The organism is Peribacillus sp. NPDC096379 (assembly GCF_044762875.1).
Taxonomy (GTDB): domain Bacteria; phylum Bacillota; class Bacilli; order Bacillales; family DSM-1321; genus Peribacillus.
In genome coordinates this window covers 40,837-66,371 of sequence record NZ_JBIWFD010000008.1, presented here as the reverse complement: position 1 = coordinate 66,371, position 25,535 = coordinate 40,837, and the positions used below count along the sequence as shown (strand labels likewise).

Below are 25,535 nucleotides of genomic sequence, written 5' to 3'. Positions count from 1 at the left end.
TCTTTTTAAATTCGTTCATGTTCATTTGTTTTTTTTTCACACATACACCTTTCGGGATTGTCATTGACAGTCCCGTTTTTTTGTTTAAAGAATTATCCTCTAAAAAAAGGAAAGTATGATTTTGTATAGTTTCGTACTTTAAATTTTCATCTTTACTTCATAGTATTTTCATTAGCTGCTTTGTACGCATCCGAACCTGGAGCACAATGCATAATGATAACTATCATATATTTGTGTCATTTTATGATTTTAAACATACAATACATTAGCCCATGTAAGTAGTAAGTTCCTCCTTAAAACAAAAGGAGATGTTTGTATATGTCAGGTTGTGTCGATGGCGGTATTGGTTTTGGAGGCGGCTTTGCCTTTATAGTGGTTTTATTTATCCTCTTAATCATCGTTGGCTGTAGTTGTTCCGGTGGATTCGGCGGGGGTGGCTATGGATACGGAGGCGGTTACGGAGGCTTCTGCTAATAAATAAGTAACAAAAAGGACGACCGTCATAGGCCGTCCTTCTTTATTTTAAAGCTGGTTATTAAATTAAGATTGCTGACTATCAAGACCATATTCATGTAATTTTTTCCATTCTCTTAGTTCGTCCAGATAATAAAAAAAGGAGCTGTTTTCGGATCCTGGGATTTAAGTAAAGCATCCGTAATCTTATTTACCCCCAACCCGGTTAGGCGGGACTTCATGCATTTTTCTTTTGGTCATTTTTCTCCCTCATGCGCTTTATATCCTCTTTAGGTGGAAAACCAAACATATGGGAATATTCACGACTGAATTGTGATGGACTATCATAACCAACTCGGAATGCAGCATCAGTGGCATCTGTTGACTCGGATAATAACAGACGTCGAGCTTCCTGTAGTCTAAGTTGTTTTTGGAACTGAATCGGGCTCATAGCAGTAACCTCTTTAAAGTGCCTATGAAACGATGAAACACTCATATTCACTGTTTCCGCAAGTTCCTCAATCCGAAAAGATTTCTGATAGTTATTTATGGTTTGTTGGATAACAGCTTTTTCTATAAGTTTGTGAAGGAATGTATTTAAACTAACCTGATCGATAGTACATTCCTTCACAATCTCTATTTTTTAACATAAATATTCAAATTTACTACCAAGTGCTATTCTTGTATATGGCCCGATTGTTGAATAGATTGACTCACATTTTTTAAACGAATTTATTGTAAATTAAACAACTTTTTTGTCACTTAACAAATTCGGCTTGCTCGGTATGGCAGCGTAGCCGCAAATGGTACAGGTATCTACGGTATGTAGGCGCTAGCCTTACAGACCGTGGTTATCGAGTCATTTACTGCCGAAGCGACACGTATAGCCTGTAAGAAAGGACGCTTTCCCCTTTCTTACAGGCTGTAGTGCTGCCGCCCGAAATATGCTTAAAGCCTTTATCTATAAAACTTTCTAAAGAAAAACCTTACCTAAAGACTACTCGAAGCGTCACAAATGAATATAACGCGAAATATATTGATATTGAGCAAGGGAGTTTAGTTAGTCATAACTAATATTTACTTTCACCAGGTACCCTTGCTCTTAACCGTAAAGAACAACGAATGCTTGACAGTGACAATAAGGATAAATAACAATCTTGCACATCTGCTAGTAATGGGATTACATAACTCAAGTAGCGATAATCAGCGCCATTTAAATGAACCTTCCTGAAAAATAATGAATTAACATGGATATATAACAGATTCTCATTGATAACCAGAATAAATTCTCGTTTTATCCTTTTCGTATACGATAATCGGATATAATAAATCCAGAGCAACATTTAGGTTTTTATTTGTTCTACGAGTTGATAAAGGGGATGCCTCAATGAATAAAGAGAAACTATTAAAAAAGATTCAGAGTGCCCATCAAGGTAATTTATTTTCACTAGAAATTCCTAAGAATACTAAAGAAGATGAAAACAAGATTGAAGATTTGGTTAAAGAATTAGAAAGAGAGGGAAGAATTAAATTAAGAGAGTATGTGCAGCGAGAATATTCCGTTTATTTACATGGAATCATTAAGTATGTATCCGATTAATCGGGTACTTTTTTTATTGGGGTTAAAAAAATTTTAACAGAGACTGTTGAAAAGAACAGAGTACATATAACCCGTCCTATATGTACTGGTACGTCTTTTGTGGCAATAAAAAACAGAAGCCTATTAGCTCCTGCTCCTACCTAGCTTAACAACATTGCCCGTATACGTGATCTTGATCATCTGCTAAGGTACAATCACCAATATCTCCATACATCTCTTTAAGATAGCCTGCCACCCGGTTATGAATCTCATTTAGAACAAAACCATAAGACTCTCGATCTTTCATATAATCCTTAAGCTCGACATCTTTAATCGCATATACCCACTTATATCCGCGATAAATGAAGCCGCTAATTCTTGCGCATCGCCTGGTGATGCAATCCGATAAGATGAAAATGGCTCTGACGTTTCCCTGACTTCCTGTTTAATTCGTACCACTTCAAAAATCGGGTTTAATTCCATTAAATGTCGCTTTTGTGTAATAAGGACGATAATCCTTATTCCGGAAATGCGCCCGATTGTGGAAATTCAAAGTATTAAAACAAACTTTCATAAATGTTATCTGTTGTTCAACCAAGGAAGAACTTCTTCATGTTTATAGGTATTTTCAGTTTCTGAAATAATTTGAGAAAGAAGAATATCAATGGAATCCGTTAATGAGTTTAGCGCTTGTAGGACTGACCCATTCTCAAATTGATCCAATGGCTCAGGTAACTCATCCTCATCTAAAATAAAATAGTCTCCATTAGGAAGAACCATAATATCAATAATCAAATCCTCAAAGGATACCAATTTATCGGTTATATATGTATTTTTTACAATATTAAGATAGGAGCCTAAATACTTCCCTTTATTATCTCTCCAGATGTATAAATTATATGGACGATCTTTCCAGTAATAAGCGATTGTATAACTACCTTTAGGAATAGTTAATGTTGTTTGGTTTGCTATCATCGTAAAGGATTCTTGTATGATATGGAAAAGCACTACATTTTGATTTTGTACTTTTAACAGCTTACAGCTATATTCTAAAACTACGGAGTCGTACCGTATTTTTCTTTCAATTATTTTATCGCCACTTTGAATAGTTGGAATACTTAAATTCACCACTGTTTTAGTTTCTCCTTCCTAGCTAATGTTCCTTCCCATAACAATTGTCTTTATTAATCGTAACATAGATTTGTCCTTTCCCTTTATTAATCGTACATCGCTGATAAACCAATATTTTATTCTATTAAATGGCCCGATTGTTGAACACAAGTTAAACAACACTCTTCAACTAACCTGCCCCGTTAGTGTCAGTACATTTCTTCACAATCTCCGCAATGATATTAACATAAACATCCAATAAAAACCTTAACTCTAAGAGAGGTGAGATCATTTTAATCAAACTTTTTTTATAAATTATCAGTCTTTATTACAAAGCAACATGAAATTCGAACAGCATTTTCACCACCATTATTTAGTAGGCAAATAAAAATGGCTACTCATAAAGGGTAGCCGTTATTGGGTGAAGGTTAATCCATTATATGTAACCCTCATGTCTGCCCGTTCATCACACGAGACAGTCTATGATTGAATTATCTATGCCCATCAGGATACAAACTACAAACAATCAAGCTATGTTCAAATTCATACATATTTAAATAGAAAATACTCTGGAGAGTAACTCATCCCCAGAGTATTTTACACTATCTTTATATATTTTTATTTTATTTAACAGCTTCTTTTAATTCCTTACCTGGTTTAAAAGCAGGAACTTTAGAAGCAGCAATTTGTATTTCTTCTCCTGTTTGTGGGTTTCTACCCGTTCGAGCTGCTCGGTCGCGCACTTCAAATGTGCCAAATCCAACTAATTGAATTTTTTCTTCTTTAGCAAGCGTAGTAGAGATTGTTCCAATCAGTGCATCTACTGCTTTTTTAGCGTCTTCTTTTGTTAGTTCTGCTTGTGTAGCCACAGCATTCACTAGATCCGTTTTGTTCATCGTCAAACACCTCGTCCTTTTATCTTAAATAGTATGTAGTAGTGACAATATAAACATAACATATGTTCGGTAGGTCTGTCACTTGTAATGCTAGTGAATAGGTAATTATATTCTAGTCATTATTGCTAAGATTAGGTTTTTGCAAATTCCGATAAGGCGTATTATGTAAACTGGTACTCAAGTAGGTACAACATATCGGACGAGGATCTACTTAAGTGGATACACTAGATTTATCCCACTTACCACCTGGGTAAGTATTCTTCTCAAAATGTAGAAATGTTAATCAAGTTATAATAATTTAGATTTGATAAGCATCAGTTGTTCCCATACTCTACATGTGTGGAGTGTATGTGGCAACTTTTGTCGGTTTAAAATAGTTCCCACGAATGAAACTAATGACCAAGTCTTTTTCATATTGGACGTCCTGCATCATCTTCAACGCAATCCGTTGCATATCCTCTTCCCTTTTACGTCATCCGCATGAAGTCCCCCGTTGCGCACGATCATCCGCCTGTTCCTCCCCCTCCACTTGACGCATAAACTTCACTTCGAAAAGCTTCACACCCAATTTACCGCCCAATACTTTCTTAAAGTTGGTGAAGAACAAATCCTGTTGTTCCTCATCCAACAATGAAAAAGATTGGCTCTCCTCATGATAAATTTTACTGCTCTCCTGCTTGATATACACGTTATAAATCGTAGTGATTTTCAACAAATCCGTACCCGACTTAAAGTGCTTACGAATATCTGCAATGTCCTTCTTATTCATCTATCAATCCAGCTCCTTTGGTAATAAAGTTCGTCACAAAAGTTAAATTTGGTATAGGCAATTAATAAGAGCATCCAAAGCGTCCGTTCAGTTTTTGACACATCCTTATTATGGCAATGTTTTCGGGAAAGACATCCATAGGTTGTATTACCTAAATGCAGCAAGAATTAAAAAAACCGTCTCCTCGATTCAAAAAAATCGAAATAGACGGCTATTGTTATAATTCGGTCTTACGGTTCAGTCCCGCATCTCAAGATAAGATAGGGACACTTTCAGATTCGCGTTACGTACACGGATTTCATTCAGCAAGTCCTGATCTTTTGTATCGGTCTTGCTTCGGATGGCAAATGTATAGAGAATCATCGTCCCCAAGTTCGTTGTTTCAACTTGTCGAAGTTGGAAGTATTCGGTTTTTTCATTCAAGATATCGTCGAATAAATTTTCGTGATTTAGGTTTTCAGGGACAGTTATTTTAAGGATTTGCGTATCTTTCCCTTTGCCATAGTCCACTTTGTATAAAATATAGAAGATCAGACTGGCGAATAACGTCAATGCAATGGCCAGAGGAAATTGAAACAGGCCTGCTGTCATTCCGACACATAATCCAAAAAAGATGTAGGCGATATCCTTGGCGTTCGTCACGGCACTTCGGAAGCGGATGAGGGAGAATACGGCGAATAAACCAAACGCCACACCGGCATTTCCGCTTACTACGTTCATGACAACCGACACGACAACACTCATCATAATGATTGTATGGACGAACGCTTGTGAATAGCGCTCTCCTGTAAATGTAATTTGATAAACTTTCGTAATGATTAAACTGAGTACCGCAGCAAGTGCCATCGCGGTAATACTCATCCACATGGTCGGAGTGGCTCCATCCAATCCATTAGTTGAAAACAAGTTCGTGATCTGTTCCATTTTCTATTCCTCCTGTTAGTGGTTCTTCCAATTCTTTCGGCTCAAAATATCCTGCCTGCGGTAATACATCTCCACTCAGCAGTTCCATACTGGTACAAAACTTTGAAGCACTGCGCTGCTCACACTGAAGCTCCTGTAAAATACGGGCTAGCCAAAGCGGCACACTGTGATCGACTTTCACTTCTAGCACGACAAGATTTGGATCGATGAAATGCTCTCCGTACGGACCATTCTCGATATGTAGATCTTCTTTACGGCAACGTAAGTCGAAGTCGAAGGTGATACGCAGTTCTGAATCATGGATACCGTGCAATGCGTGACGGCTATACGATACGACCATTTCGGGACGTAACCGATAGAATTTACGGAAGTAATCAATTTCCTTCATGACTTGTGAATTGGACGTTTTGTAGTGATCAAAACCCGCTTGACCGTCTTCATCTAAATAACGATACGCTTCCCCTAGCGGCAAAAGCATCCGTCTTTTATTGACGACTTTCTTATGTTTCTGCTTCACTTCAAAAAATGCCGTGCTAGTAAGATTTGCATCGTCGTAGACGCGTAGACGTAATTTCTGGCGGTATTTTAGTTTGTTTTTGGTCTCAAAATAAATGCCTTTCTCCAAATTGTCAAAGTACAGGCTAGTGACTGAATATTTTCCATCGACGCCATTCTTATCATTTCGCATCTCAGGTCCAATCCGTTCCACAAGTTCTTCGTATTGGCGGCGAGTGATTAAATACTTTTGCTCTTTCCGACTGAAGATTTCGATCGCCATATCTATCTACTCCTTTTTGCTGTCGCTCTATGAACTAAATACTAAAAGACGAACCTTAAACAAACCTTAAAACAATTTATCAACACAAAAAAAGAGATCACGAGGATGTGATCTCTTACTTTGGAAGTTTGACTATAAAAGTGGTTCCTTTATGCTGGTTCCTTCTTACATGAATCGTTCCATTGTGCATCAATACAATCCACTGGGCGATAGACAATCCTAATCCCATACCCCCAGTTTCCCTAGTTCGGGCTTTGTCTTCTCGGTAAAAGCGATCGAAAATGTAATGGATATTTTCTTCTTTGATACCAATCCCCGTATCGGTCACTTCAATTGCAACTTTCTGATCCTCGGCATATGTTTTTACACGAATATGATCGTGTTCGCTCGTATATTTTAAAGCATTGTCCAATAAAATCACCAACAGTTGATGCAGCCGAGTTTCATCTGCTTCTATAGTAAAAGGGCTTTGACAATTTAGCGAAAAATCCTTATCCTGCGACTCAGCAAATTCCTTATAAGGAGTACATACGCTTCGGATGAATGTATCGATATGAATGGATTGCTTCACAATCTGTGTTTCCGCCGAATCTGCTCTTGCCAAGGTCAATAAATCCGAAGTGAGTTTGGACAACCGCCTTGTTTCAGACAAGCTCAGGGCTATATTTTCAAACCTATCTGAAATTCTTTCTTGCGGTGCCGTTAGGAGAAGCTCTAGCTTATTTTGAATGATCGTCAAAGGCGTCCTGAGTTCATGTGAAGCATTTTCAACAAACTCCGCCTGCTTATTCCAAGAATGAATAATTGGTTTCATCATCTTTTTAGATAAGATGAAACTAGCGGAAATAGAGAGGACGATGAAGATTACCGACCAGATAATGAACAGTTTCTCAAAGTTGGAAATGATGGTTTGTTCAGCATCCACGTTGATCATCAGCTGTGTAAAGACAGTTTCATCCTCATCATTATGGTCTTCAAAAAGAATATATCTAAATTGATACAGATCACTGATTTTCGTCATTGTAATCTTGTCCATATTTGTTTTATCCAGCTTATAATCTTTTAGATAGTTTTCGTAAAATAAGGTTCCGATTTCATTTTCATTAAGTATATTTCCTGCGTTATCCCAATGCATGACAATTATCCTGGGATTTGGCGTATTTTTTCGTCTCCCGTCATCAGGTACAGGCTGGTCTAAGTCTCCAACTTTAAAAGGCGGCCGCACACCCTTTGGATTGTTATCTGTCATCATTTCTTTAAATGATAAGAGTTCCTCGTCTGTCTTTGAAAATAATGTATTTTGAACTTGACCAAAAATGATAATACTAAAGATCGTGAAAATCACAGTAAAAGCGATCAAGTTGAAAATCATAAATTTTAGCTGCTGTTTCTTGAAAATTAGTTTATTAAACATTACCTTCACCATGGTCTTCCAGCATATAACCTAACCCACGGAAGGTTTTGATATATTGATCATACTCAAACTTCTTGAGACTTTTTCGTAAATTACTGGCGTACACCTCTACAACTGTAGTAGAAGTATCAGACTCAAATCCCCATATTCGATCAAAAATCTGTTCCTTGGTCAAAATAGCGTTTTTATTGTTCATCAAATACTCCAGTAAATCAAATTGTTTTCCATTCAACTTAAGTGCTTCCCCATTAATTTCAGCGGTTTTATTTTTGATATTCAAATGTAGTTCCTTAAAAGTTAGGACATTTTCCTTAAATAAACCTCCAGATCTCCTTACCATTGCCTCTAGCCGCACTAATAGTTCTTCTCGATGGAATGGTTTCACTAAATAGTCGTCTGCTCCCATTTTAAAACCTTTAATCTTGTCATCAATTCCATCTTTGGCTGTCAGCATAATGACAGGTGTCGTGATGTTTTGCTTTCTTAAATTTTCTAATACCTCATAACCGTTCATATACGGAAGCATGATATCTAAAATAATTACATCGAAAATATTTTGCTGTGCAAAAAACAGTCCTTCCTCTCCATCGAAAGCCTGCTCGGTTTCGAACATTTTCTTTGTTGTTTCACATATTGATTCAGAGAGATACTTGTCATCTTCAATGATGAGTAATTTCATCTAGTGCCCCCCCCTCGTATCATTTATCAACTTTTTAATTCGTTACGATAGATTATAGGACCAATTGAAATAAAAGCAAACTTAAATTTAAATCGCCTTTTTTAAGCTTTGTTTAAGGTTCGTAGTGAATAATAGGGTTCTTAGCAAAACATCATCTGAAAAATGGATGAAATCTCATTTGCAATAAGGAGCTCATGATGAGAAAACAAAATTCTAAATTTATAAAGGTAGCCTCCACTCTTATGTGCACCGCATCTTTGTTTGCTTGCAGCAATGATTCAGAAAAGGTAAGTACCAATAATGAGTCTACTGCAAAAGACGAGAGCTTAAGTACCATTGACAATCAAGAAATAGCTAGTGTTATTAGCAAGTATGTCAACTATACCGATGAAGACTTTTACGATGATTGGGAAAACGAAACGTCTATTCAGTTGAATGGAAGTGGTGCCAGCTTTGAAGGTGATGGCGGAGTCGTCATCGACAAGAACAACATCACGATAAAAACTTCAGGCGTGTATACAATCCAAGGAAAGCTGGATGACGGGCAAATCATTGTGGACACAGAAGACAATGACATCGTTCGGCTCGTTTTGAATGGCGCGGAAATTCATTCTACCTCTACTTCAGCAATCTACGTGAAACAAGCAGAAAAAACTATTGTTTCATTAGAAGAAGGAACTGAAAACATTTTATCCGACGGAGCAAAATATGTTTATGAGAATTCAGAGGAAGATGAGCCGAATGCAGCGTTATTCAGCAAAGACGATCTCACCATTAACGGCAGTGGGAAACTAGTCGTGCAAGGTAATTACAACAACGGAATCACCAGTAAAGACCAATTGAAAATTACAGGAGGAACAATCCAAATTAATTCAGCTGATGATGGATTAATGGGAAAAGATCTCCTCGCTGTTAAAGATGGCAATATCCGTATCGAAGCGAGTGGCGACGGGATGAAGTCCACGAATGACAAAGATGCTTCAAAAGGGATCATCGCCATTGAAGGAGGAAGTTTTGATATCAAGGCAGCTGATGATGGCATTCAGGCAGAGACTTCACTTCTGATCGCAGACGGAGATTTCAACATTTCATCTGGAGGCGGCAGTCCTGAAAAAATAACGAATGCGGAAATGAATCGGCCAGCCCCTGGAGAAACGGAAACAAGCACAACTGACGCTAGCTCTGAGACATCCAGTGGCAAAGGGCTTAAGGCCAATGAAGAAGTGGCAATTGGCGGGGGAAGCTTTAAACTGGATTCATTAGATGATGCGATACACAGCAACAACTCTGTCACTATAATTGGCGGCGATTTGAAAGTGGCTACTGGCGATGATGGAATTCATGCAAATACATCCATTCTGATCAAAGGCGGAAGTATCGACATCACGAAGAGTAATGAAGGGATAGAAAGTAATTCCATCACAATCTTGGACGGAAAAATTCATGTTAAAGCAACTGATGATGGCATAAACATTAGCGCAGGCGACGATAAATCAGACACGTCTACTGAACAAGCGGAAGATTCTCTGCTTTCAATAAATGGTGGCTATGTTTATGTCGATGCAGCCGGCGATGGACTCGATTCTAATGGTTCCATATCCATGACAGGCGGTACCGTAATCGTTAATGGACCTACGAATAATGGCAATGGTTCTTTGGATTATGACAAAGACTTTGAAATAAGTGGCGGAGTTCTCATCGCTGTTGGAAGTTCTGGTATGGCGATGGCCACTTCAGAAGACTCATCACAGCATACGATCTTGATGAGTTATCCGAAGACACAATCCGCAGGAACCACACTGCATCTGGAAGATAGCGAAGGAAATGAAATTGTGACATTTGCGCCGGAAAAAGACTATCAATCGGTCGTCATTAGTTCGCCAAAACTAACGAAAGATGCTACCTATACCCTTTACTCAGGAGGTACAACGTCTGGTAAAGAAAGTGATGGTCTTTTTGAAGCTGGTGACTATCAAGGCGGCACGAAAGTAGTGGAGTTTACAATTTCCGACACCGTTACATGGCTTAATGAATCTGGAATCACCACTGCAAAAACTTCTGGTCCTGGTGGAATGGGAGCGCCCGAGGGTATGAAGCGACCAGAAGGGATGAAAGATCCCGAAGGTATGGAGCCACCAGAAGGGATCTTTCATCCCGAGGGTATGGAGCGACCAGAAGGAATGGAAGCTCCAAGTGACGGACAGTTGCCGCCAGAAGGAAAATGAAATAAAGGAGAGAAACCTTTGAGTTAGGTAAGAGTGTTCGAAGTTATCCAATTGAACATGCGAAAGAAGCATACGGAATCATGGAATCTACAGATGGTGATAAGGATAAAAAGGGTTCTGGTGCAAATACTTGAAGAAAATATAAAAAAGCGAAAGTTTTCTAGTGACCTCTGATCCTAAGCAATTAGTCCAAACAGTTGGTGGATGAATTCTTTTTGATTTTGGACAGACTTCTCCCTTTGGAGAATCTGTTCTTTTTTGATCATGTGCATAGCCTCTATCCCCGCAATAATTCGTTTGGCAGCCCGTAAGGACTTTAATCCAAGCATCGGGCGAATTCGTTTTTTAATAAAGCGATGATCCTGCTCCACGATATTGTTGAGATATTTAACTTGCCTTAGTTGGATGCCTTCAGGCATCTGCTTTTCTTCTTTTAACTCTTGGATAGCGATTGGATAAGCTGGGTTTTTGTCTACTGTTATCACACGAGGCTTAGAAACGTGCGAAAAAACCAAGGCTTTCTTAAAAAAGCGTTTGGCTGCTTGTTTATCCCTTGATTCGCTTAGACAAAAATCAATGGTATTCCCTTCTGAATCAACGGCACGATACAGATACATCCATTGACCTTTGATTTTCACATAGGTTTCATCTACTCTCCAGGAGTCATTGGTTGACTTAAGATGACGCCGTACTCTTTCATCTAATTCAGGCCCATATTGATGTACCCAACGCATAATCGTTGTGTGAGCTATGGATAAGCCTCGTTCCTCCATCAATTCCACCACTGAGACTGTACCGTAGGTACCATCTAACCGTTAATAAAATAATGTCAGGCTGATAATGTTTCCATTTGAATTCTACTGGTTTTTTCATACTGATACACGTCCTTTTTAGTTTAGTAGTATCAGTATGTCCAAGATTTAGAGATTAGTTTCAAGTTAGCTGAAATTTTTGCACCAGCCCCCCTAAACCACGTGCCTGTTTATTTATTTGTATATGGTACTTTTAAAGTATTGAAAGGCATCTGCTTATCGGCAATTGCTTCTTTTTTGACGTGTTTCTTCTATTATATATAAACCTTTTTAATGTCATTTTCATATTCCTTAACCAACTTATAAAAAGTCGTCTTTTTAACATTTAATTCTTCCATCGCTTTAACAGCAGTCATCTCTCTTGCTTTCCAACGATCATAGACTGCTCTGAATTCTTCAGTAACCTCAACTTTAGGTCGACCAAATACTGTTCCATTTTGTATAGCTAAATCAATGCCCTCACGCTGCCGTTTTCGAATTCGATCCCTTTCTTCTTCCGCCATCCAGGAAAGAATCTGTAAAACAAGATCCGCAATGAAAGTTCCTAAACTATCCTTAAATTGAGTCGTATCGAGCAAAGGCATATCTACCACCACGATATCGGCCTGTATGTTCTTCGTGATGTCATTCCACTCCTGTAAAATCTCTTCTTTGTTCCGTCCAAAGCGATCCAAGGAATGAATATATAGCACATCTCCTTTTCTCAACATTCGTTTAAGCAACTGATATTGAGTTCGATTAAAGTCCTTTCCACTTTGTTTGTCCATGAAAATACCTCGTTCACCTATTCCCTTTTCTTTCATGGCCTCAAGTTGTCGTCCCTCGTTTTGATCCTTGCTACTAACTCGTATGTATCCAAACTTTCGAACGTCCATTTAATTCTCCTTCATTTTGATTCTTTTTCTATAATTCTATCAAAAACCGTTCATAAAAGTATATGTAATCAAGAGAACGTTCGTTAAATTATTTCGAAGTTTTACGAACGCTAATATTGACTGTTTTTAAACAAAAATAACCCGTTCATAAAAGTGTACTTTTACGAACGGGTAAAATGACGACCATAATAAAAACCATAAAACACATAATCTTTCATTGTGAGCAAAGCAGGGCTAACCCTATTACAAACTAATCACTATTTCTTTCACCTTCGCTTCCTTCGCAAACGCACCGATACTGAACGAAAGTGTCATTGCTACTGTTAAAATAAATAACATAACTTTTTTTACGTGTTTTTTCATTTGCATTTCCCTTCCTACCTTTTTGATTAATGGTCTTTCAAAAAAAGAATGTAGGCACTCTCATACAAATGTTAACATGTTTAATTTTTTCATTTAGATTTTACTATCTAATTCTTTTTGCACCAGAACCTCTAAATCCAATCTTTAATCAAACTTAGACAATTTATCAATTTGTACTTGTGGTTCTAAAACATCATTCACCTTTTCTACAAGAATATCTTTATCTATTTTAAATGTAGCTGTTTCTTTAATTTTTGTAGATGAAGCCCCTACTTTTACTTCATATGTTCCCTTTTCAATTACCCATGCTGATAACTCTTCATCAAATGATGCAATGTCTTTTGCATTAAGCTCAAATTTTAAATTCTCTTTTTTGCCTGGACGTAATTCTTTTGTTTTCGTAAACGCCTTCAACTCTACTTCTGGCTTTTCAAGCTTACCGTCAGGAGCTGAAACGTACACCTGTATTGCTTCTCTCCCTACTTCATCCCCTGTATTTTCTACTGTTGCATGAACTGTAATCTTATTTTTGAAATTACCGTTGTTTGTCACCCTTACCTTACTATAGTCGAATGTTGTATAGGATAATCCATAGCCGAATTCATAGGAAGGCTTTACATTAAATGTTGTATTGTAACGATATCCCACATAGATATCTTCTTCATACGGGAAGCCGCTGGCAGATCCAGGATATCGATCCGCATAAGGGAGATCGCTGTAGTCCATAGGGAATGTTTGTGGGAGTTTACCAGATGGATTTACTTTCCCAGTTAAAATATCAGCAACTGCATTTCCTAGTTCTTGACCTGGCTGCCACGCAAGTACAATTCCATCTACTTTATCTTTCCAGCTTTCCACTTCTATCGGTCCTTCTACATTTAATACAGCAATGACTTTCTTTCCTTTGGCTCGATAGGCATTTGAGACATTTTCGACCATTTCTTGTTGAGATTCAGATAGGTAGAAGTCTTCTTTAGCACGGTCAACAGAATAAGACCCAGGTGCTGATCCAATAACTACAATACCAACATCTGTATTTTTAGCTGCTTCTATGACATCTTCACTAATATTCATTTCAGGCAGTTTTGGTCCAACTGAACCAAATGTACCTGGTGTACCTTTATACGCATCTTGACTTCTTAAGTCTGAAACATAATCATCGTATTTTTCGATAAGTGACTCATTTAAAGTTACCCCTGCATTTTTTAGTCCTTCTGCAATTCCAATTTGATATTGAGCATTTACTAGTGCACTTCCTCTTCCACCAGTATTAATTTCACTGATTGGCACGCCAAATAAGGATGCACTTACATTATTTTGAATCGGTAATGCTGATTTTTTATTTTGAAGTAGGACCATACCATCAGCAGCGGCTTTTCGCGCTACTTTTGCACCTGCTTCAAGATCAGGATTATTTGAAGCTATTGCTCCTTTAAAAGTAGGTGTTTCAACCACAATACGAAGTATTTCTTTAACATTTCGGTCTAGAATAGCTTCATCCAAACTACCGTTATTAACAGCATCGATAATTCTTTGTGACTGAGCAGCATTACCAGGCATAAATAAGTTTGTTCCTGCTTCCACCTGCTTAACAATATTTCTTGTTTCACCAGACTCCCAATCCGTCATAGCAAAGCCGGTAAAACCAAAATCTTTTCTCAATACATCGGTTAATAATTCTTTGTTTTCCGTTGCATAAGTACCATTTATCTGATTGTAGGAATCCATAATCGACCACGGATCAGCTTCTTTTACAGTCATTTCAAAACCTTTTAGGTAAATTTCTCTTAAGGCCCTTTGACTGACAACCATATTTCCATTGTTGTTTGTTCGTTGGTTAAAAGTAGCCAAATGCTTAATGGTTGTACCCACACCATTGTCTTCAACAGCATTTACGAATGCTGTTGCCATTTTTCCAGTAACAACAGGATCTTCTGAGAAATACTCAAAATTTCTGCCGTTTAGAAGGTAACTCTGAATATTCATTCCTGGGGCAAGAAGTAGATCGATACCATATGCCTTCATTTCATCGCTTGTTGCATCACCAACTTCTTTGACTAATTTAGTATCCCATGTAGAGGCTAAAACGGTAGGTGACGGGAATTTGGTAGCGTAATAGGTTTTGTCATCGTTCGTTCTAGTAGCATTTATTCTAACTCCCATAGGTCCATCAGCCATTACAATTGCAGGGATGCCTAAACGCGGTATTGCTTGAGTTTGTCCAGCAGCTCCTGGAACTTTTGTTGATTGTCCACCAATTATTTCTCCATTTTCATCAGTTAGCCCGCCTTTATTACCCCCAACAACCAAAAAGGCTTTTTCTTGCAATGTCATTACTGCAACAACTGATTCAATTGACGCTTCATCTACTAGCTGAGGAGTAGCAACCTGGTGTGCTCTCACATTTTTTCCGATTTTTTCAACACCGTGTGTCTGAGCAACTACGCTATTTGCGACTATAACAGATTCAAAGCTAAGTCCGGAAATGACGACCCCAGAAGCAAGTGCTATCGCTAATACCTTTTGCCTTCTTTTCTTTTTCATTTTTTTTAACATATTTCTCACCCTTTTCTAAAATTTTAAGCGCTTACATTTTTTCGCAATATCTCATCACCTACGTTAAGCACTACTACTTCTATTTTATCAACACTCAGAATAATCTGAATAGTCGTAACCTCTGTACTTTTTTGCTATTTCTAGCATTTTTATTAGTTTCGTTTGTTTTAGATAGAGTGATATACCATATGACTGTTTTGAAAATTGTTATAATATCTGTAGAATAGAAGTCTAAGGTGATAAATCAATGAGTTTATAGATGCAGCCTTACTTTTTACTGGATTAATTATTGACGTCGTAGCAAAGCGTAAGAAGCTGCAAATAGATCCTAAAACTGAATGAAAATTGCAAATAACTTTGAAAGAATATATACAGAAGTCTGGTTCTGGTGCAAATACTTGAAGAAAATATAAAAAAGCGAAAGTTTTCTAGTGACCCCTGATCCTAAGCAATTAGTCCAAACAGTTGATGGATGAATTCTTTTTGATTTTGGACAGACTTCTCCCTTTGGAGAGTCTGTCCTTTTTAGTTTAGTAGTATCAGTATGTCCAAGATTTAGAGATTAGTTTCAAGTTAGCTGAAATTGTTGCACCAGAACCATAAAAACAATAGCGCCAATCCATTCAATCTAAAGAGAGATGGAAATCGTAACACATGTTCCTTTTCCTTCCTCACTTTTTACATTTACTTTAAATCCATGGAGTTCGATGATCTTTTTCACAATCGACAATCCCAGCCCACTTCCTCCTCCCAAATGGCTCCTTGCTTTATCTGCCATATAAAATCGATCAAATATATATGGAAGGTCTTCATCTGAAATCCCATTGCCATTATCTTTTATATGAACGCGGACTTCATGATTGAGTATTTCCATTTTCACTTCAATCTTGTTATTTTTATCTGAATATTTAATTGCATTAGTAATCAAATTCTGCCATACTTGTTCAAATAAATCCTGATCAGCTTTAACTTTGCAAGCTTGGAGGTCGATTTCAACATCAAGATTTTTTTCCGTCCATAACGGTTCATACACGAGAATCGTCCTTCGCAGTTGTTCATCTAATCGATACTCTAACGGATGAAAAGGATGGTTTTCTGAATCTAGCGAAGCAAGCCGAAGTAAATGATCACTGAGCTTTGAAAGTCTTAACGTTTCCTCATAAATAATATCAAGATGCTCTTTTTGATGATCTTGTGGAATAACACCGTCTCTAATCGCCTTTGTAAATCCTCGAATAGATGTGATTGGTGACTGAATTTCATGCGAAACATTACTAACAAAATCTTCTCTCATTTTATCAATTTTCTGAAGTTCACTTGCCATATGATTAAAGCTATTCATCAAATCTCCGAGTTCATCTTTCTTTTTCGTTTTTAGACGAACGGATAAATTTCCAGTTGCCATTTCTTTCGCTGCGTTTGTCAGTTTTATCACCGGTTTAACAATGTAGTTAGAGGCCAATAGAATAAACAGACTGCCAATAACCAATACGATAATAAGACTAATAAGTAAGATCCGCTGCATGACCTTCGAAAAGTGGGTAAAGTCCACCTTTACGATCAATGAACTTCCACTATCATCGATATTCGGCACTCCAATGAATCGCACAGGACCTTCCCTTGTATTTAAAAAGAACGGCTCTGTTATATCAGACTGAAATAGCAGTGAAGTTTCTTCTTCTGTTAATGAAAAAGGCAGTACATTTCCTTCTTTTAAAATTTCACCATGTATACTATATCTAGATAAAATATCCAGCATCTGATTACGCCTATCCGGCTCAGCTACTGCAAGAAGATTGGCAGCGTCACGTGCAATCGTCAAAAACGGCTCGTCAAAGGTAATTTCCCTCTCTGCAATCAAGCGAGTAATTCCAAATGATAAAAAGAGGCTAATGAGTATAATCATGATGAAAGTAGCGACAATTTGAATACGCAGGCTTTTTTTTAACACCTTATTTTTCCTCCAACCGATATCCTAGCCCTCGAACAGTGGTGATTGTTAAAGATGAGAAAGGCTCAATCCGCTGACGCAGGCGATTAATATGAACATCCACTGTCCGCTCGTCTCCTTCATAGTCCATTCCCCACAGTCTTTCAATCAATTGGGTTCGGGTAAAAATCGCACCTGGCGAACTGGCCAGCATAAATAGCAGTTCACATTCTTTCTTTTTTAACAATACCGTTTCTTTATTTGAAGAAACGGTCAATGTCTCAAGGTCAATTTTTGCGTTACCAATTTCAATGGCCTTTGATGTAAAAATATTGTAGCGCTTTAAAAGGGATTTAACCCGCAGGACCAACTCCACAGGGTCAAAGGGCTTCACCAAATAATCATCCGTTCCGGCTTGAAACCCTTTAACTTTATCCATCGATTCTCCTTTGGCTGTTACCATTAATATTGGAATATCCAAGTACCTGCGAATATCTTCTGTTAATTCGATGCCGTTTACACGTGGCATCATTACATCAACAATCATTAAATCTACTTTTGTATGTGCAACATAATCTAGTGCTTTCTGTCCGTCCTCTGCCTCCACAACGATGTATTGACTATTTTCAAGATAAAGCTTTATCAACTTCCGAATATGTGGGTCATCATCCACGACTAAAATCTTATTCATTTAGTATCCCCCAATCACCTATCCATTCCCTATTATACAACGTGATGAAAGGCTTTTGTCCTGCTCATTATTCGTATCGAAGTGATTCCATTGGGTCGAGTTTAGCTGCTTTAGATGATGGGAGTAATCCTGCAATCACACTGATCAATGTGCTGGTTCCAATTCCAAACAGCATGTATTCCGGAGTAAGCTGAATCAGTTCAGCACCGAAGCTGTTGGATAACAAATCATTTAAAAGAATGCTAATAACCAGGGCCCCTGCCACAGCAATTACACCACTCAATAAGCCCATTAGAGCAGACTCTGAAAAGAAAATGCGTCGGATATCTTTCTTCCTTGCGCCAATCGCCCGTAAAACACCAATTTCTCTAGTTCGTTCAACAACACTGATATAAAGGACTACTAATATCATAATGCCCGATACAAGCAGGGAGATAGCCGCAATTCCGGCTAACATCCATGTTGCCATATTCACATATGTTGTTACTTGTTCCATCATACTTGCAATCGGAGAGCTTACGAAGCCGGCTTTTTCCACATCAGCTTTAATTCCTTCTACATCATCTTGTTTTTTTGCATACGCATTAAGCTGTACAGGTTTCAATGTTAACTCCTTTGCGCTGTATGCATCCTCAAGCGTCGTATACGAAACGTACGCACTTGCTCCCTCTATTGGTCCCATATCTTCCTGAGCATAAATACCCGATATGATAAGTTCTCTTTCCACTGTGATTGGCTCGTTATTTTCACCCATTTCATTAATAAACAGTTTAATGGATTCTCCTACGAGGGACTCATATGTCTCTTCACTGGTTAAACTTTGTGCAAAAGATGTCGTCAGCAACACTTCATTCTCAGATGGGAGTGTTCCCTTTTCAATATTATCCTTATTAATCGTATCGGTTAAAGTCTCCATTGCCGACAGCTCATAATTCTTTTCACTGTATACAACATTGGTTTTTCCCCTGATTGTTGTCACTTTTTCTACTCTCTCAACATTTTTCAATCCGCTGATCGTAGCTATGTCTTCGTCTGTAAATGGCTCTCCCCCCATTTGTTGATTGGGCGGTCCTCCCTGCTCCTCTACTGCCTCTGCTTCAGCCGACTTTACTACATCGACAAGAAGCGGATTCAAATTTGTGTTAATTTCATCATTCATATAGTCTTTAACACCGTTGCCTAAAGACAACATTAAAATGACACTGAATATTCCGATGGATCCTCCCAAAGCGACGAGAATATTTCTTTTCGCCTTTAATCTCATATTTTTCATAGCCAGTTTAAAAGAAGCAATCAAACTTAAATTTTTTCCTTTTTTCTGTACCGTTCCCTTAACAGAAGTGTAACGCTCTTTTAAAGACTGATCTTCTTTAATACGCCCATCCTCTACCGATACAATCCGACTACCAAAATCAGCTACTTTTTGTGAATGCGTCACTGTAATAATGAGGACGCCTTTTTTGGCAATCGAATCAAGAAGTTCAAGGATTTGTCCACTTGTTTCTTGATCGAGTGCACCTGTTGGCTCATCAGCTAAAATAATCTCAGGGTCGTTAGCTAAAGCACGTGCAATCGCTACACGCTGCTTTTGGCCGCCAGAAAGTTGATTTGGCCGTTTCTTCGCATGATCCATCAAACCAACTTCTTTTAAAATCTCCATAGCATGTTTCGTTCGTTCTTTTTCGTTTTTATCCATCATTTGCATTGCAATCATCACATTTTCAAGTACTGATAAATGAGGGATTAAGTTAAAACTTTGAAAAATGAATCCAATCTTCTCTTTTCTGTAGGCATCGATTTCCTTTTCTTTCATCGATCTCAGCGTTTTCCCTTGTACGATGACGTCTCCTTCATAATCAGAATCCATCCCGCCGATAATGTTCATTAATGTCGATTTTCCCGAACCAGACTCTCCCAAGATGGAAACAAATTCGCCACTTTCAAAGCTTATACTCACATTGCTCAGAATAGATACTGATTCTTTTCCAGCAAGTTTATATGATTTATTTACATGTTTGATTTCTAATAGCTTCATATTAACCTCCTAAATATTTCCCTTAAAACCGTTGTTTATTTAAGTTCTACAACATGGTATATGAGTCCAATCATAAAGACTATACCTAGAATAGTATGTGAAGTTCTCACGTATCTGGGTGTGCGTTTTTTTTGATTTAATTTATAACCGAATAAAACCATCACAACCATGACCGCAAAAGCAAGCAGCCCACTGTAAACTCCATTCATGTCACTGGGGATAAAAAGAAGGAAGTACAGACTGTGTGCAGTCCCCGTAGCCGCTACGACCCATCCAAACAAAGTATGCCTTTTTTTGAGAAATTGCCAGGTGGAGAAAATCCAGCGGAGATTTAGGACTTTACTCTTCTTAACTCTCACCCATATCATTCTAAAAAATATGAGGAACACAGCTGCAAAGCCAAAAATTTCTGTCATTTTTGTTAGAATAGCATCTAAGCCAATCCATATACTTGTCGGTAACAATCCCACTAATGAAAGTGTCCCTCCAAGAACCAAAACAGCACTTAATACAACAACAAACCAACTAAAGCCCTTCAAATAATGCATATGATTCATAGACTTATTTTTTTGCATTATATTTACCTCCTATTTCTCAATAGACAAAAGATATCATGTTTATATGAACTGAATATAAACTCAAAAAAACCTTTTTTTAAAAGGTTATCTTTCTTTATGAATAGATGTTTAAGAAGAAGATGCTTAAATGATTCATAGTATAAAAAATAACTGACCTTATTGTTTTTGCTTATTCCAAAATCCCGCGCAGTTAATTTACAATCCTTCATATTCTCTTCTAAACATTAAAGTGTATATCCAATTTTCTTTAAAGGTGTTGTTCAACATAATGGCCCGATTGCTGAACAAAATTTTTAAAAAATTCATTTGCTATCTGTTATTGGGTTCTGGTGCAAATACTTAAAGAAGATATAAAAAGCGAAAGATTTCTAGTGACCCCTGGTCCTAAGTAATTAGTCCAAACAGTTGATGGATGAATTCCTTTTGATTTTGGACAGACTTCTCCCTTTGGAGAGTCTGTCTTTTTTTGATCATGTGCATAGCCTCTACCCCCGCAATAATTCGTTTGGCAGTCCGTAAGGACTTTAATCCAAGCATCGGGCGAATTCGTTTTTTAATAAAGCGATGATCCTGCTCCACGATATTGTTGAGATATTTAACTTGCCTTAGTTGGATGCCTTCAGGCATCTGCTTTTCTTCTTTTAACTCTTGGATAGCGATTGGATAAGCTGGGGTTTTGTCTACTGTTATCACACGAGGCTTAGAAACGTGCGAAAAAGCCAAAGCTTTCTTAAAAAAGCGTTTGGCTGCTTGTTTATTTCTTGTTTTACTTAGATAAAAATCAATGGTATTCCCGTCCGAGTCAACAGCACGATACAGATACATCCATTGACCTTTGACTTTCACATAGGTTTCATCGACTCTCCGAGAATCATTGGTTGTCTTAAGATAACGTCGTACTCTTTTATCTAATTCAGGTCCATATTGATGAACCCAACGCATAATGGTTGTATGAGCAATAGATAGTCCACGTTCTTCCATCATTTCGACTAAATCACGAAAACTGAGGTTGTACCTCAGGTACCATCTTACGGTTAATAAAATAAGATCAGGTTGATAATGTTTCTAGTTTAAATGGAGGATGGTCACATCACTCTGGTAAAGGCTAGACAGTTCCTTTCGGAATTGAAGGATTATATCGAAGAATCAAATGATGGGATAACGCCCTGAAGGGTTCTCTGTGGCATCAAAACAAAGTTTAATTGTTTTGAATAAAGTCGCACCGTTTATAAAAAAGTTGCGATGTTTTGAAAAAAGTTTAACCGTTTTAGAAGGGTAACTCTAAAGAAAACACTGTTATAGCAGGGTTGATGGAAAATTTTGATCAAACATTTTCACAAAAGTTGTATACTAATTCACAAGAAAATAATCCATTTTTCAAAATGGATTCTTCTTGTTTGTTGCCAAATAAGCTTTAGCATCATCTCTTTTATCAAACTGTATTACATAGCTACACTAACATGCCCTTTTCTTTTTAAGCCTTAATTGCTTTCATATAGAGACGTGTCCCCATTTCCGCTAGTTGTTTTTGACTTAAATTATTTTCTTTTATTAGGTATCGTAAGCTAAGTGAGGAAAGAATTCCAAAAAGAGTTCTCAAAAGGAGTTCAGAAGGAATTGAAGCATCTATTCTACCCTCAGATTGGCCTTTCTCAAGTAATGGTATTAAATAATCTGCTATAGTGTGTTCAATTTTTTCTATTTCTTTTTGCTTACTTTTTAGGAATATTGGAAGCTCTCCTAAAGAGGAAATGAAAGGTAGAGAAAATGCCGAATCTTTTTGTAAAAAATTCAAGATACCCATATAAATAATAGATTCTATTTTTTTCATTAATGGAAGATCGGTCAAAATCATCTGCTCAAGATCTTGAAGGAAATTAGATAAATCATGGAAAAACAATGAAAAAACAAGATCTTCTTTTGACTTAAAATGCCGATAGAGTGTAACTTTACTAATTCCAACACGAGAAGCTATTTCATCCATAGACATGTCACTATAACCCTTCTCTTTTAAAATTTCTTCAGCAACTTGAAGAATATATTCTTCCCGATCATGTTGGATTTGTTTTCTAGAAAATGGCCCCGTCATAAACTCAGTCCTTATCACTTAATAATCTTATAGGTAGAAGGTAACAATTTAGGTATTCCTCCTATTTAAATGTACTTAAAGTACAACTTTGTACTTTAATTAATATTACATTATGAATAAATAAAAATCAAGAAACCTGTAAGATAATATGAATTTCTTGATTCGGTACTTTTGAATCATTTTTTATTCACTATATGAAATTGTTTGATTTCTGATTTTTTTTAAGTTAGAGTAAACATAAGTTTTACAAGTGTACTACTAGTACACTTGTATTAATCGAGTTAAAGTTTCGCTTTCATTAACATTTTATGGAGGGAAGTTATTTATGAGATTAAGAGACGAAAAAAAGTCCGAATTAAGAGTTGCTATTATTGGAGGCGGAATTGGCGGTGCAGCCGCCGCGGTTGCTCTAAAAAATGAAGGTATTCATGCTGAAATTTATGAACAAGCACCGCATTTAACAGAGATAGGGGCTGGAGTTATTTTAAGTCAGCAATCTTTACATTTGATGAAGAATTGGGGATTGCAGGATGAAATTCTAAATAGGAGTTTTCATAATGAGTATTTGGAATTACTTGCAGCAGCAGATGAACATACACTTATAAAGGAGAAGATCCCCTCTATAATAAATGATCCAAATGAAACGGGGGTAAGAAGTATTCACCGTGCTGACCTACTTGATACATTAATAGCTCCATTACCATCTGAATCGATTCATTTAAATCACGTCTATGAGTCAATTATCGAACATGAAAATCATGTAGAAGTTCATTTTAACAATGGTACTGTTATTGAAGCTGATTTAGTGATAGCAGCTAATGGTATTCATTCAGCTATACGTCGGAAATTTAGTGATGACAAGCTCATTTACTCCGGATATCATGCTTGCCTGAATATTATAAATCGAGAAGATACACTTAATTTATCTCCTGATAACACAATAGCACTTTATCAGGATGGCAGGTCCTACGTACTTTTAATGCCCGTAAGATCTGGAGTTCATGTTGATTTAATTGTGCCATTACAAGATCCATCGTGGAGTGTAACATTAGAGAAAAAGGATTACCTTGAATTATTCAAAGGTTCTAGTCCTAAGATTCATCAATTGATAAATAACATAGAATTTCCTACTGTCTCGAGAGCACTTTATGATAGAGAGCCCATTGAACGCTGGAGTTCAAATTATATAACACTGCTTGGGGATGCTGCACATCCAATGCTTCCTATGCAAGGTCAAGGTGCAAATATGGCAATACAAGATGCAGGAGCATTAGCTGAAGCTTTACGTGAATCTAATACAATTCCAGAAGCATTGCAACGATATGAAGAGGAAAGGAAAACGATAACAGCGAAATATCAAAAATTATCTCGTGGCTTCCTTGAAGTGGATGTTCAAAAAGTACCCTCTAACTTAGAATTTCAGTTTAATAGTCCCAACTAAACCTCCATAACTGGGAGTAAAAGTAAACTCATTTGTGAATAGCCCATTAAACTGAAGATTCAATGCAATTATACCTAAAAAAGGGCAGACTTCCCCCTTGTACGTAAAACAGAATTTTTTTACGAGCTATTAGGGGGACTACCACATGCCCATCAAGCTAAGGATGTAAATGACTAGATACGAAATAATTCTTGTTTCAAAACGAGCGAGTAATGGAAAGTAGGCATACCAAAGAAGCCTATTAAAATACGATTTTTTTCGCTAGGCAGCTTGTCTATGCTTTACTGTCGTTTCGTACACAACCCCTAGAATATCAAAGACGGTCTTCTTCTTATACCGATGACATTTACGTCCGTTCTTTTTGAGCAGCTGATAAAGACGATGCAGAATTTCCAAAAGTTCTTCTGTGCCAACTGCTATCGCTTGAAACAATAACGGAAAGTAATCTTTAATTATATAAATCGCTTGGTTCTAGTGCAAATACTTGAAGAAAATATAAAAAGCGAAAGATTTCTAGTGACCCCTGGTCCTAAGTAATTAGTCCAAATCAAGTGTGGACATGGGGCAGGGTTAGGTACGAATTCTGAAACCAATTGGGCTGGAATTTTAACAATACTTGGTGAAAAATTTCATGTATTAGCGCCAGATTTAATTGGTTATGGAAACACAGATATTCCCGAAAATATTGATTTAACTCATTGGGAATGGACTACGGCACGTATTAGACAAGTTTTAGAGTTAATGGACCATAATAATATCCAAAAAGCTCATTTAGTAGGAAATTCAATGGATGGGGTGATTTCTTTCAGTGCAGCAATTTATGCTCCGGACCGATTTAACAAAATTATAACGATGGGATCGGCTGGCGGAGAATTGAAAGAATTAACTCCAGAATTGGTACGCGCTACTAATTTTGATAAAGATCCCACTGTCCAAAATCTAAAAAATATACTCATCTCCTTTATGTATGACGAATCTATTATCATAAATATATTAGATAATATTGAAGATAGATATGAAAAGGTGATGAGAAAAGAAGTAAGGGAGATTTTCCCGAAATTATTTGCCCAGTCACCAACAGAATATATGTTTTCACCAAGTAACTTAATGCGAATTAAACAAAAAGTATTATTGATTCACGGTTACGAAGACAGACTAGTGCCCAAGGAAAGTAGTTTAACTTTATTAGAGCATATTCCTAATGCTCAGCTTGTTTTACTTAAACAATGCGGTCATTGGGCGCAGATTGAACAGAAAGATCGATTTATCCAGTTAGTCGAGCAATTTTTATCGGTTAAAGAAACTGCTGATTCATTGAAATAATAAATTCAAGGGGGC

At 37.2% G+C, this 25,535-nt stretch carries 20 protein-coding genes and 5 pseudogenes; 5 read left to right on the top strand and 20 right to left on the bottom strand.

The genetic code is table 11. The annotated features are described in order from the left end of the window. Positions 1 to 318: 318 nt before the first annotated feature. Positions 319 to 474 (top strand): YjcZ family sporulation protein, encoded by a 156-nt coding sequence (locus ACIQZI_RS22360; RefSeq protein ID WP_403077576.1) that lies wholly within the window; start codon positions 319 to 321, stop codon positions 472 to 474. A 217-nt stretch (positions 475 to 691) separates the two neighbouring features. Here the strand turns inward: ACIQZI_RS22360 and ACIQZI_RS22355 are convergent. Then, positions 692 to 1,000: pseudogene (locus tag ACIQZI_RS22355) on the bottom strand (helix-turn-helix domain-containing protein); the annotation flags it as partial. Positions 1,001 to 1,840: 840 nt separating this feature from the next. Here ACIQZI_RS22355 and ACIQZI_RS22350 point away from each other — a divergent pair. Next, the gene (locus ACIQZI_RS22350; protein ID WP_062187472.1) at positions 1,841 to 2,053 is read left to right on the top strand and encodes a hypothetical protein; all 213 of its coding nucleotides are present in this window, start codon (positions 1,841 to 1,843) and stop codon (positions 2,051 to 2,053) included. A gap of 145 nt (positions 2,054 to 2,198) precedes the next feature. Here the strand turns inward: ACIQZI_RS22350 and ACIQZI_RS22345 are convergent, their stop codons facing one another. From ACIQZI_RS22345 to ACIQZI_RS22305, 9 genes and pseudogenes are all read right to left on the bottom strand, one after another. After that, a complete protein-coding gene (locus ACIQZI_RS22345) occupies positions 2,199 to 2,339 on the bottom strand; it encodes a hypothetical protein (RefSeq protein WP_403077565.1) in 141 nt (46 codons plus the stop codon). Continuing rightward, positions 2,336 to 2,515 (bottom strand): hypothetical protein, encoded by a 180-nt coding sequence (locus ACIQZI_RS22340; protein WP_403077562.1) that lies wholly within the window; start codon positions 2,513 to 2,515, stop codon positions 2,336 to 2,338. Before ACIQZI_RS22340 ends, ACIQZI_RS22345 begins: the two co-directional genes overlap by 4 nt. Before the next feature lie 96 nt (positions 2,516 to 2,611). Beyond that, positions 2,612 to 3,160 carry a ribonuclease FAU-1 family protein gene (locus ACIQZI_RS22335; RefSeq protein WP_403077697.1) on the bottom strand — a complete coding sequence of 183 codons (549 nt, stop codon included), beginning with the start codon at positions 3,158 to 3,160 and terminating at the stop codon, positions 2,612 to 2,614. A 605-nt stretch (positions 3,161 to 3,765) separates the two neighbouring features. Next, complete coding sequence (locus ACIQZI_RS22330) at positions 3,766 to 4,038, bottom strand: HU family DNA-binding protein (RefSeq protein ID WP_062187508.1); 273 nt, start codon at positions 4,036 to 4,038, stop codon at positions 3,766 to 3,768. 358 nt (positions 4,039 to 4,396) lie between these two features. Beyond that, positions 4,397 to 4,807 (bottom strand): annotated as a pseudogene (locus tag ACIQZI_RS22325) (DUF4317 family protein); the annotation flags it as partial. A 237-nt stretch (positions 4,808 to 5,044) separates the two neighbouring features. Beyond that, the gene (locus ACIQZI_RS22320) at positions 5,045 to 5,731 is read right to left on the bottom strand and encodes a DUF4956 domain-containing protein (RefSeq protein WP_403077558.1); all 687 of its coding nucleotides are present in this window, start codon (positions 5,729 to 5,731) and stop codon (positions 5,045 to 5,047) included. Beyond that, on the bottom strand, positions 5,700 to 6,509 hold the full coding sequence (locus ACIQZI_RS22315) for a polyphosphate polymerase domain-containing protein (protein WP_403077555.1): 810 nt from the start codon (positions 6,507 to 6,509) through the stop codon (positions 5,700 to 5,702). Before ACIQZI_RS22315 ends, ACIQZI_RS22320 begins: the two co-directional genes overlap by 32 nt. Positions 6,510 to 6,624: 115 nt before the next feature. Further along, positions 6,625 to 7,761, bottom strand: coding sequence for a sensor histidine kinase (locus tag ACIQZI_RS22310; protein WP_403077550.1), 1,137 nt, complete (start codon positions 7,759 to 7,761; stop codon positions 6,625 to 6,627). 154 nt (positions 7,762 to 7,915) lie between these two features. After that, positions 7,916 to 8,602: a response regulator transcription factor gene (locus tag ACIQZI_RS22305; protein ID WP_403077547.1), complete on the bottom strand. Its 687-nt coding sequence runs from the start codon at positions 8,600 to 8,602 to the stop codon at positions 7,916 to 7,918. 194 nt (positions 8,603 to 8,796) lie between these two features. Between ACIQZI_RS22305 and ACIQZI_RS22300 the strand changes: the two genes are divergently transcribed. Continuing rightward, positions 8,797 to 10,827: a carbohydrate-binding domain-containing protein gene (locus ACIQZI_RS22300; RefSeq protein ID WP_403077544.1), complete on the top strand. Its 2,031-nt coding sequence runs from the start codon at positions 8,797 to 8,799 to the stop codon at positions 10,825 to 10,827. A 176-nt stretch (positions 10,828 to 11,003) separates the two neighbouring features. Here the strand turns inward: ACIQZI_RS22300 and ACIQZI_RS22295 are convergent. The 9 genes and pseudogenes from ACIQZI_RS22295 to ACIQZI_RS22255 all read right to left on the bottom strand — a co-directional run bounded on the left by ACIQZI_RS22295 (position 11,004) and on the right by ACIQZI_RS22255 (position 22,756). Beyond that, positions 11,004 to 11,700, bottom strand: a pseudogene (locus ACIQZI_RS22295) (IS6 family transposase). 193 nt (positions 11,701 to 11,893) lie between these two features. Next, positions 11,894 to 12,514 carry a recombinase family protein gene (locus ACIQZI_RS22290; protein ID WP_403077541.1) on the bottom strand — a complete coding sequence of 207 codons (621 nt, stop codon included), beginning with the start codon at positions 12,512 to 12,514 and terminating at the stop codon, positions 11,894 to 11,896. Between the two features lie 507 nt (positions 12,515 to 13,021). Continuing rightward, complete coding sequence (locus ACIQZI_RS22285; RefSeq protein ID WP_403077538.1) at positions 13,022 to 15,433, bottom strand: beta-glucosidase; 2,412 nt, start codon at positions 15,431 to 15,433, stop codon at positions 13,022 to 13,024. A gap of 628 nt (positions 15,434 to 16,061) precedes the next feature. Further along, positions 16,062 to 17,384 carry a HAMP domain-containing sensor histidine kinase gene (locus ACIQZI_RS22280; protein ID WP_403077535.1) on the bottom strand — a complete coding sequence of 441 codons (1,323 nt, stop codon included), beginning with the start codon at positions 17,382 to 17,384 and terminating at the stop codon, positions 16,062 to 16,064. 1 nt (position 17,385) lies between these two features. Continuing rightward, positions 17,386 to 18,054, bottom strand: a complete 669-nt coding sequence (locus ACIQZI_RS22275) for a response regulator transcription factor (protein WP_403077532.1) — start codon at positions 18,052 to 18,054, stop codon at positions 17,386 to 17,388. Between the two features lie 67 nt (positions 18,055 to 18,121). After that, positions 18,122 to 20,089 carry an ABC transporter ATP-binding protein/permease gene (locus tag ACIQZI_RS22270; protein WP_403077529.1) on the bottom strand — a complete coding sequence of 656 codons (1,968 nt, stop codon included), beginning with the start codon at positions 20,087 to 20,089 and terminating at the stop codon, positions 18,122 to 18,124. Between the two features lie 35 nt (positions 20,090 to 20,124). Then, positions 20,125 to 20,664: a hypothetical protein gene (locus tag ACIQZI_RS22265; protein WP_403077526.1), complete on the bottom strand. Its 540-nt coding sequence runs from the start codon at positions 20,662 to 20,664 to the stop codon at positions 20,125 to 20,127. A gap of 387 nt (positions 20,665 to 21,051) precedes the next feature. Then, positions 21,052 to 21,732: pseudogene (locus ACIQZI_RS22260) on the bottom strand (IS6 family transposase); the annotation flags it as partial. A 409-nt stretch (positions 21,733 to 22,141) separates the two neighbouring features. Continuing rightward, positions 22,142 to 22,756 (bottom strand): TetR/AcrR family transcriptional regulator, encoded by a 615-nt coding sequence (locus tag ACIQZI_RS22255; RefSeq protein ID WP_403077523.1) that lies wholly within the window; start codon positions 22,754 to 22,756, stop codon positions 22,142 to 22,144. Positions 22,757 to 23,081: 325 nt separating this feature from the next. On the opposite strand from ACIQZI_RS22255, the gene ACIQZI_RS22250 reads away from it, so the two are divergent. Beyond that, positions 23,082 to 24,197: an FAD-dependent oxidoreductase gene (locus ACIQZI_RS22250; RefSeq protein ID WP_403077520.1), complete on the top strand. Its 1,116-nt coding sequence runs from the start codon at positions 23,082 to 23,084 to the stop codon at positions 24,195 to 24,197. Between the two features lie 261 nt (positions 24,198 to 24,458). Here ACIQZI_RS22250 and ACIQZI_RS22245 read toward each other — a convergent pair. Next, positions 24,459 to 24,665: pseudogene (locus tag ACIQZI_RS22245) on the bottom strand (IS4 family transposase); the annotation flags it as partial. A gap of 78 nt (positions 24,666 to 24,743) precedes the next feature. On the opposite strand from ACIQZI_RS22245, the gene ACIQZI_RS22240 reads away from it, so the two are divergent. Then, positions 24,744 to 25,520, top strand: coding sequence for an alpha/beta fold hydrolase (locus tag ACIQZI_RS22240; protein WP_403077694.1), 777 nt, complete (start codon positions 24,744 to 24,746; stop codon positions 25,518 to 25,520). Positions 25,521 to 25,535 lie beyond the last annotated feature (15 nt).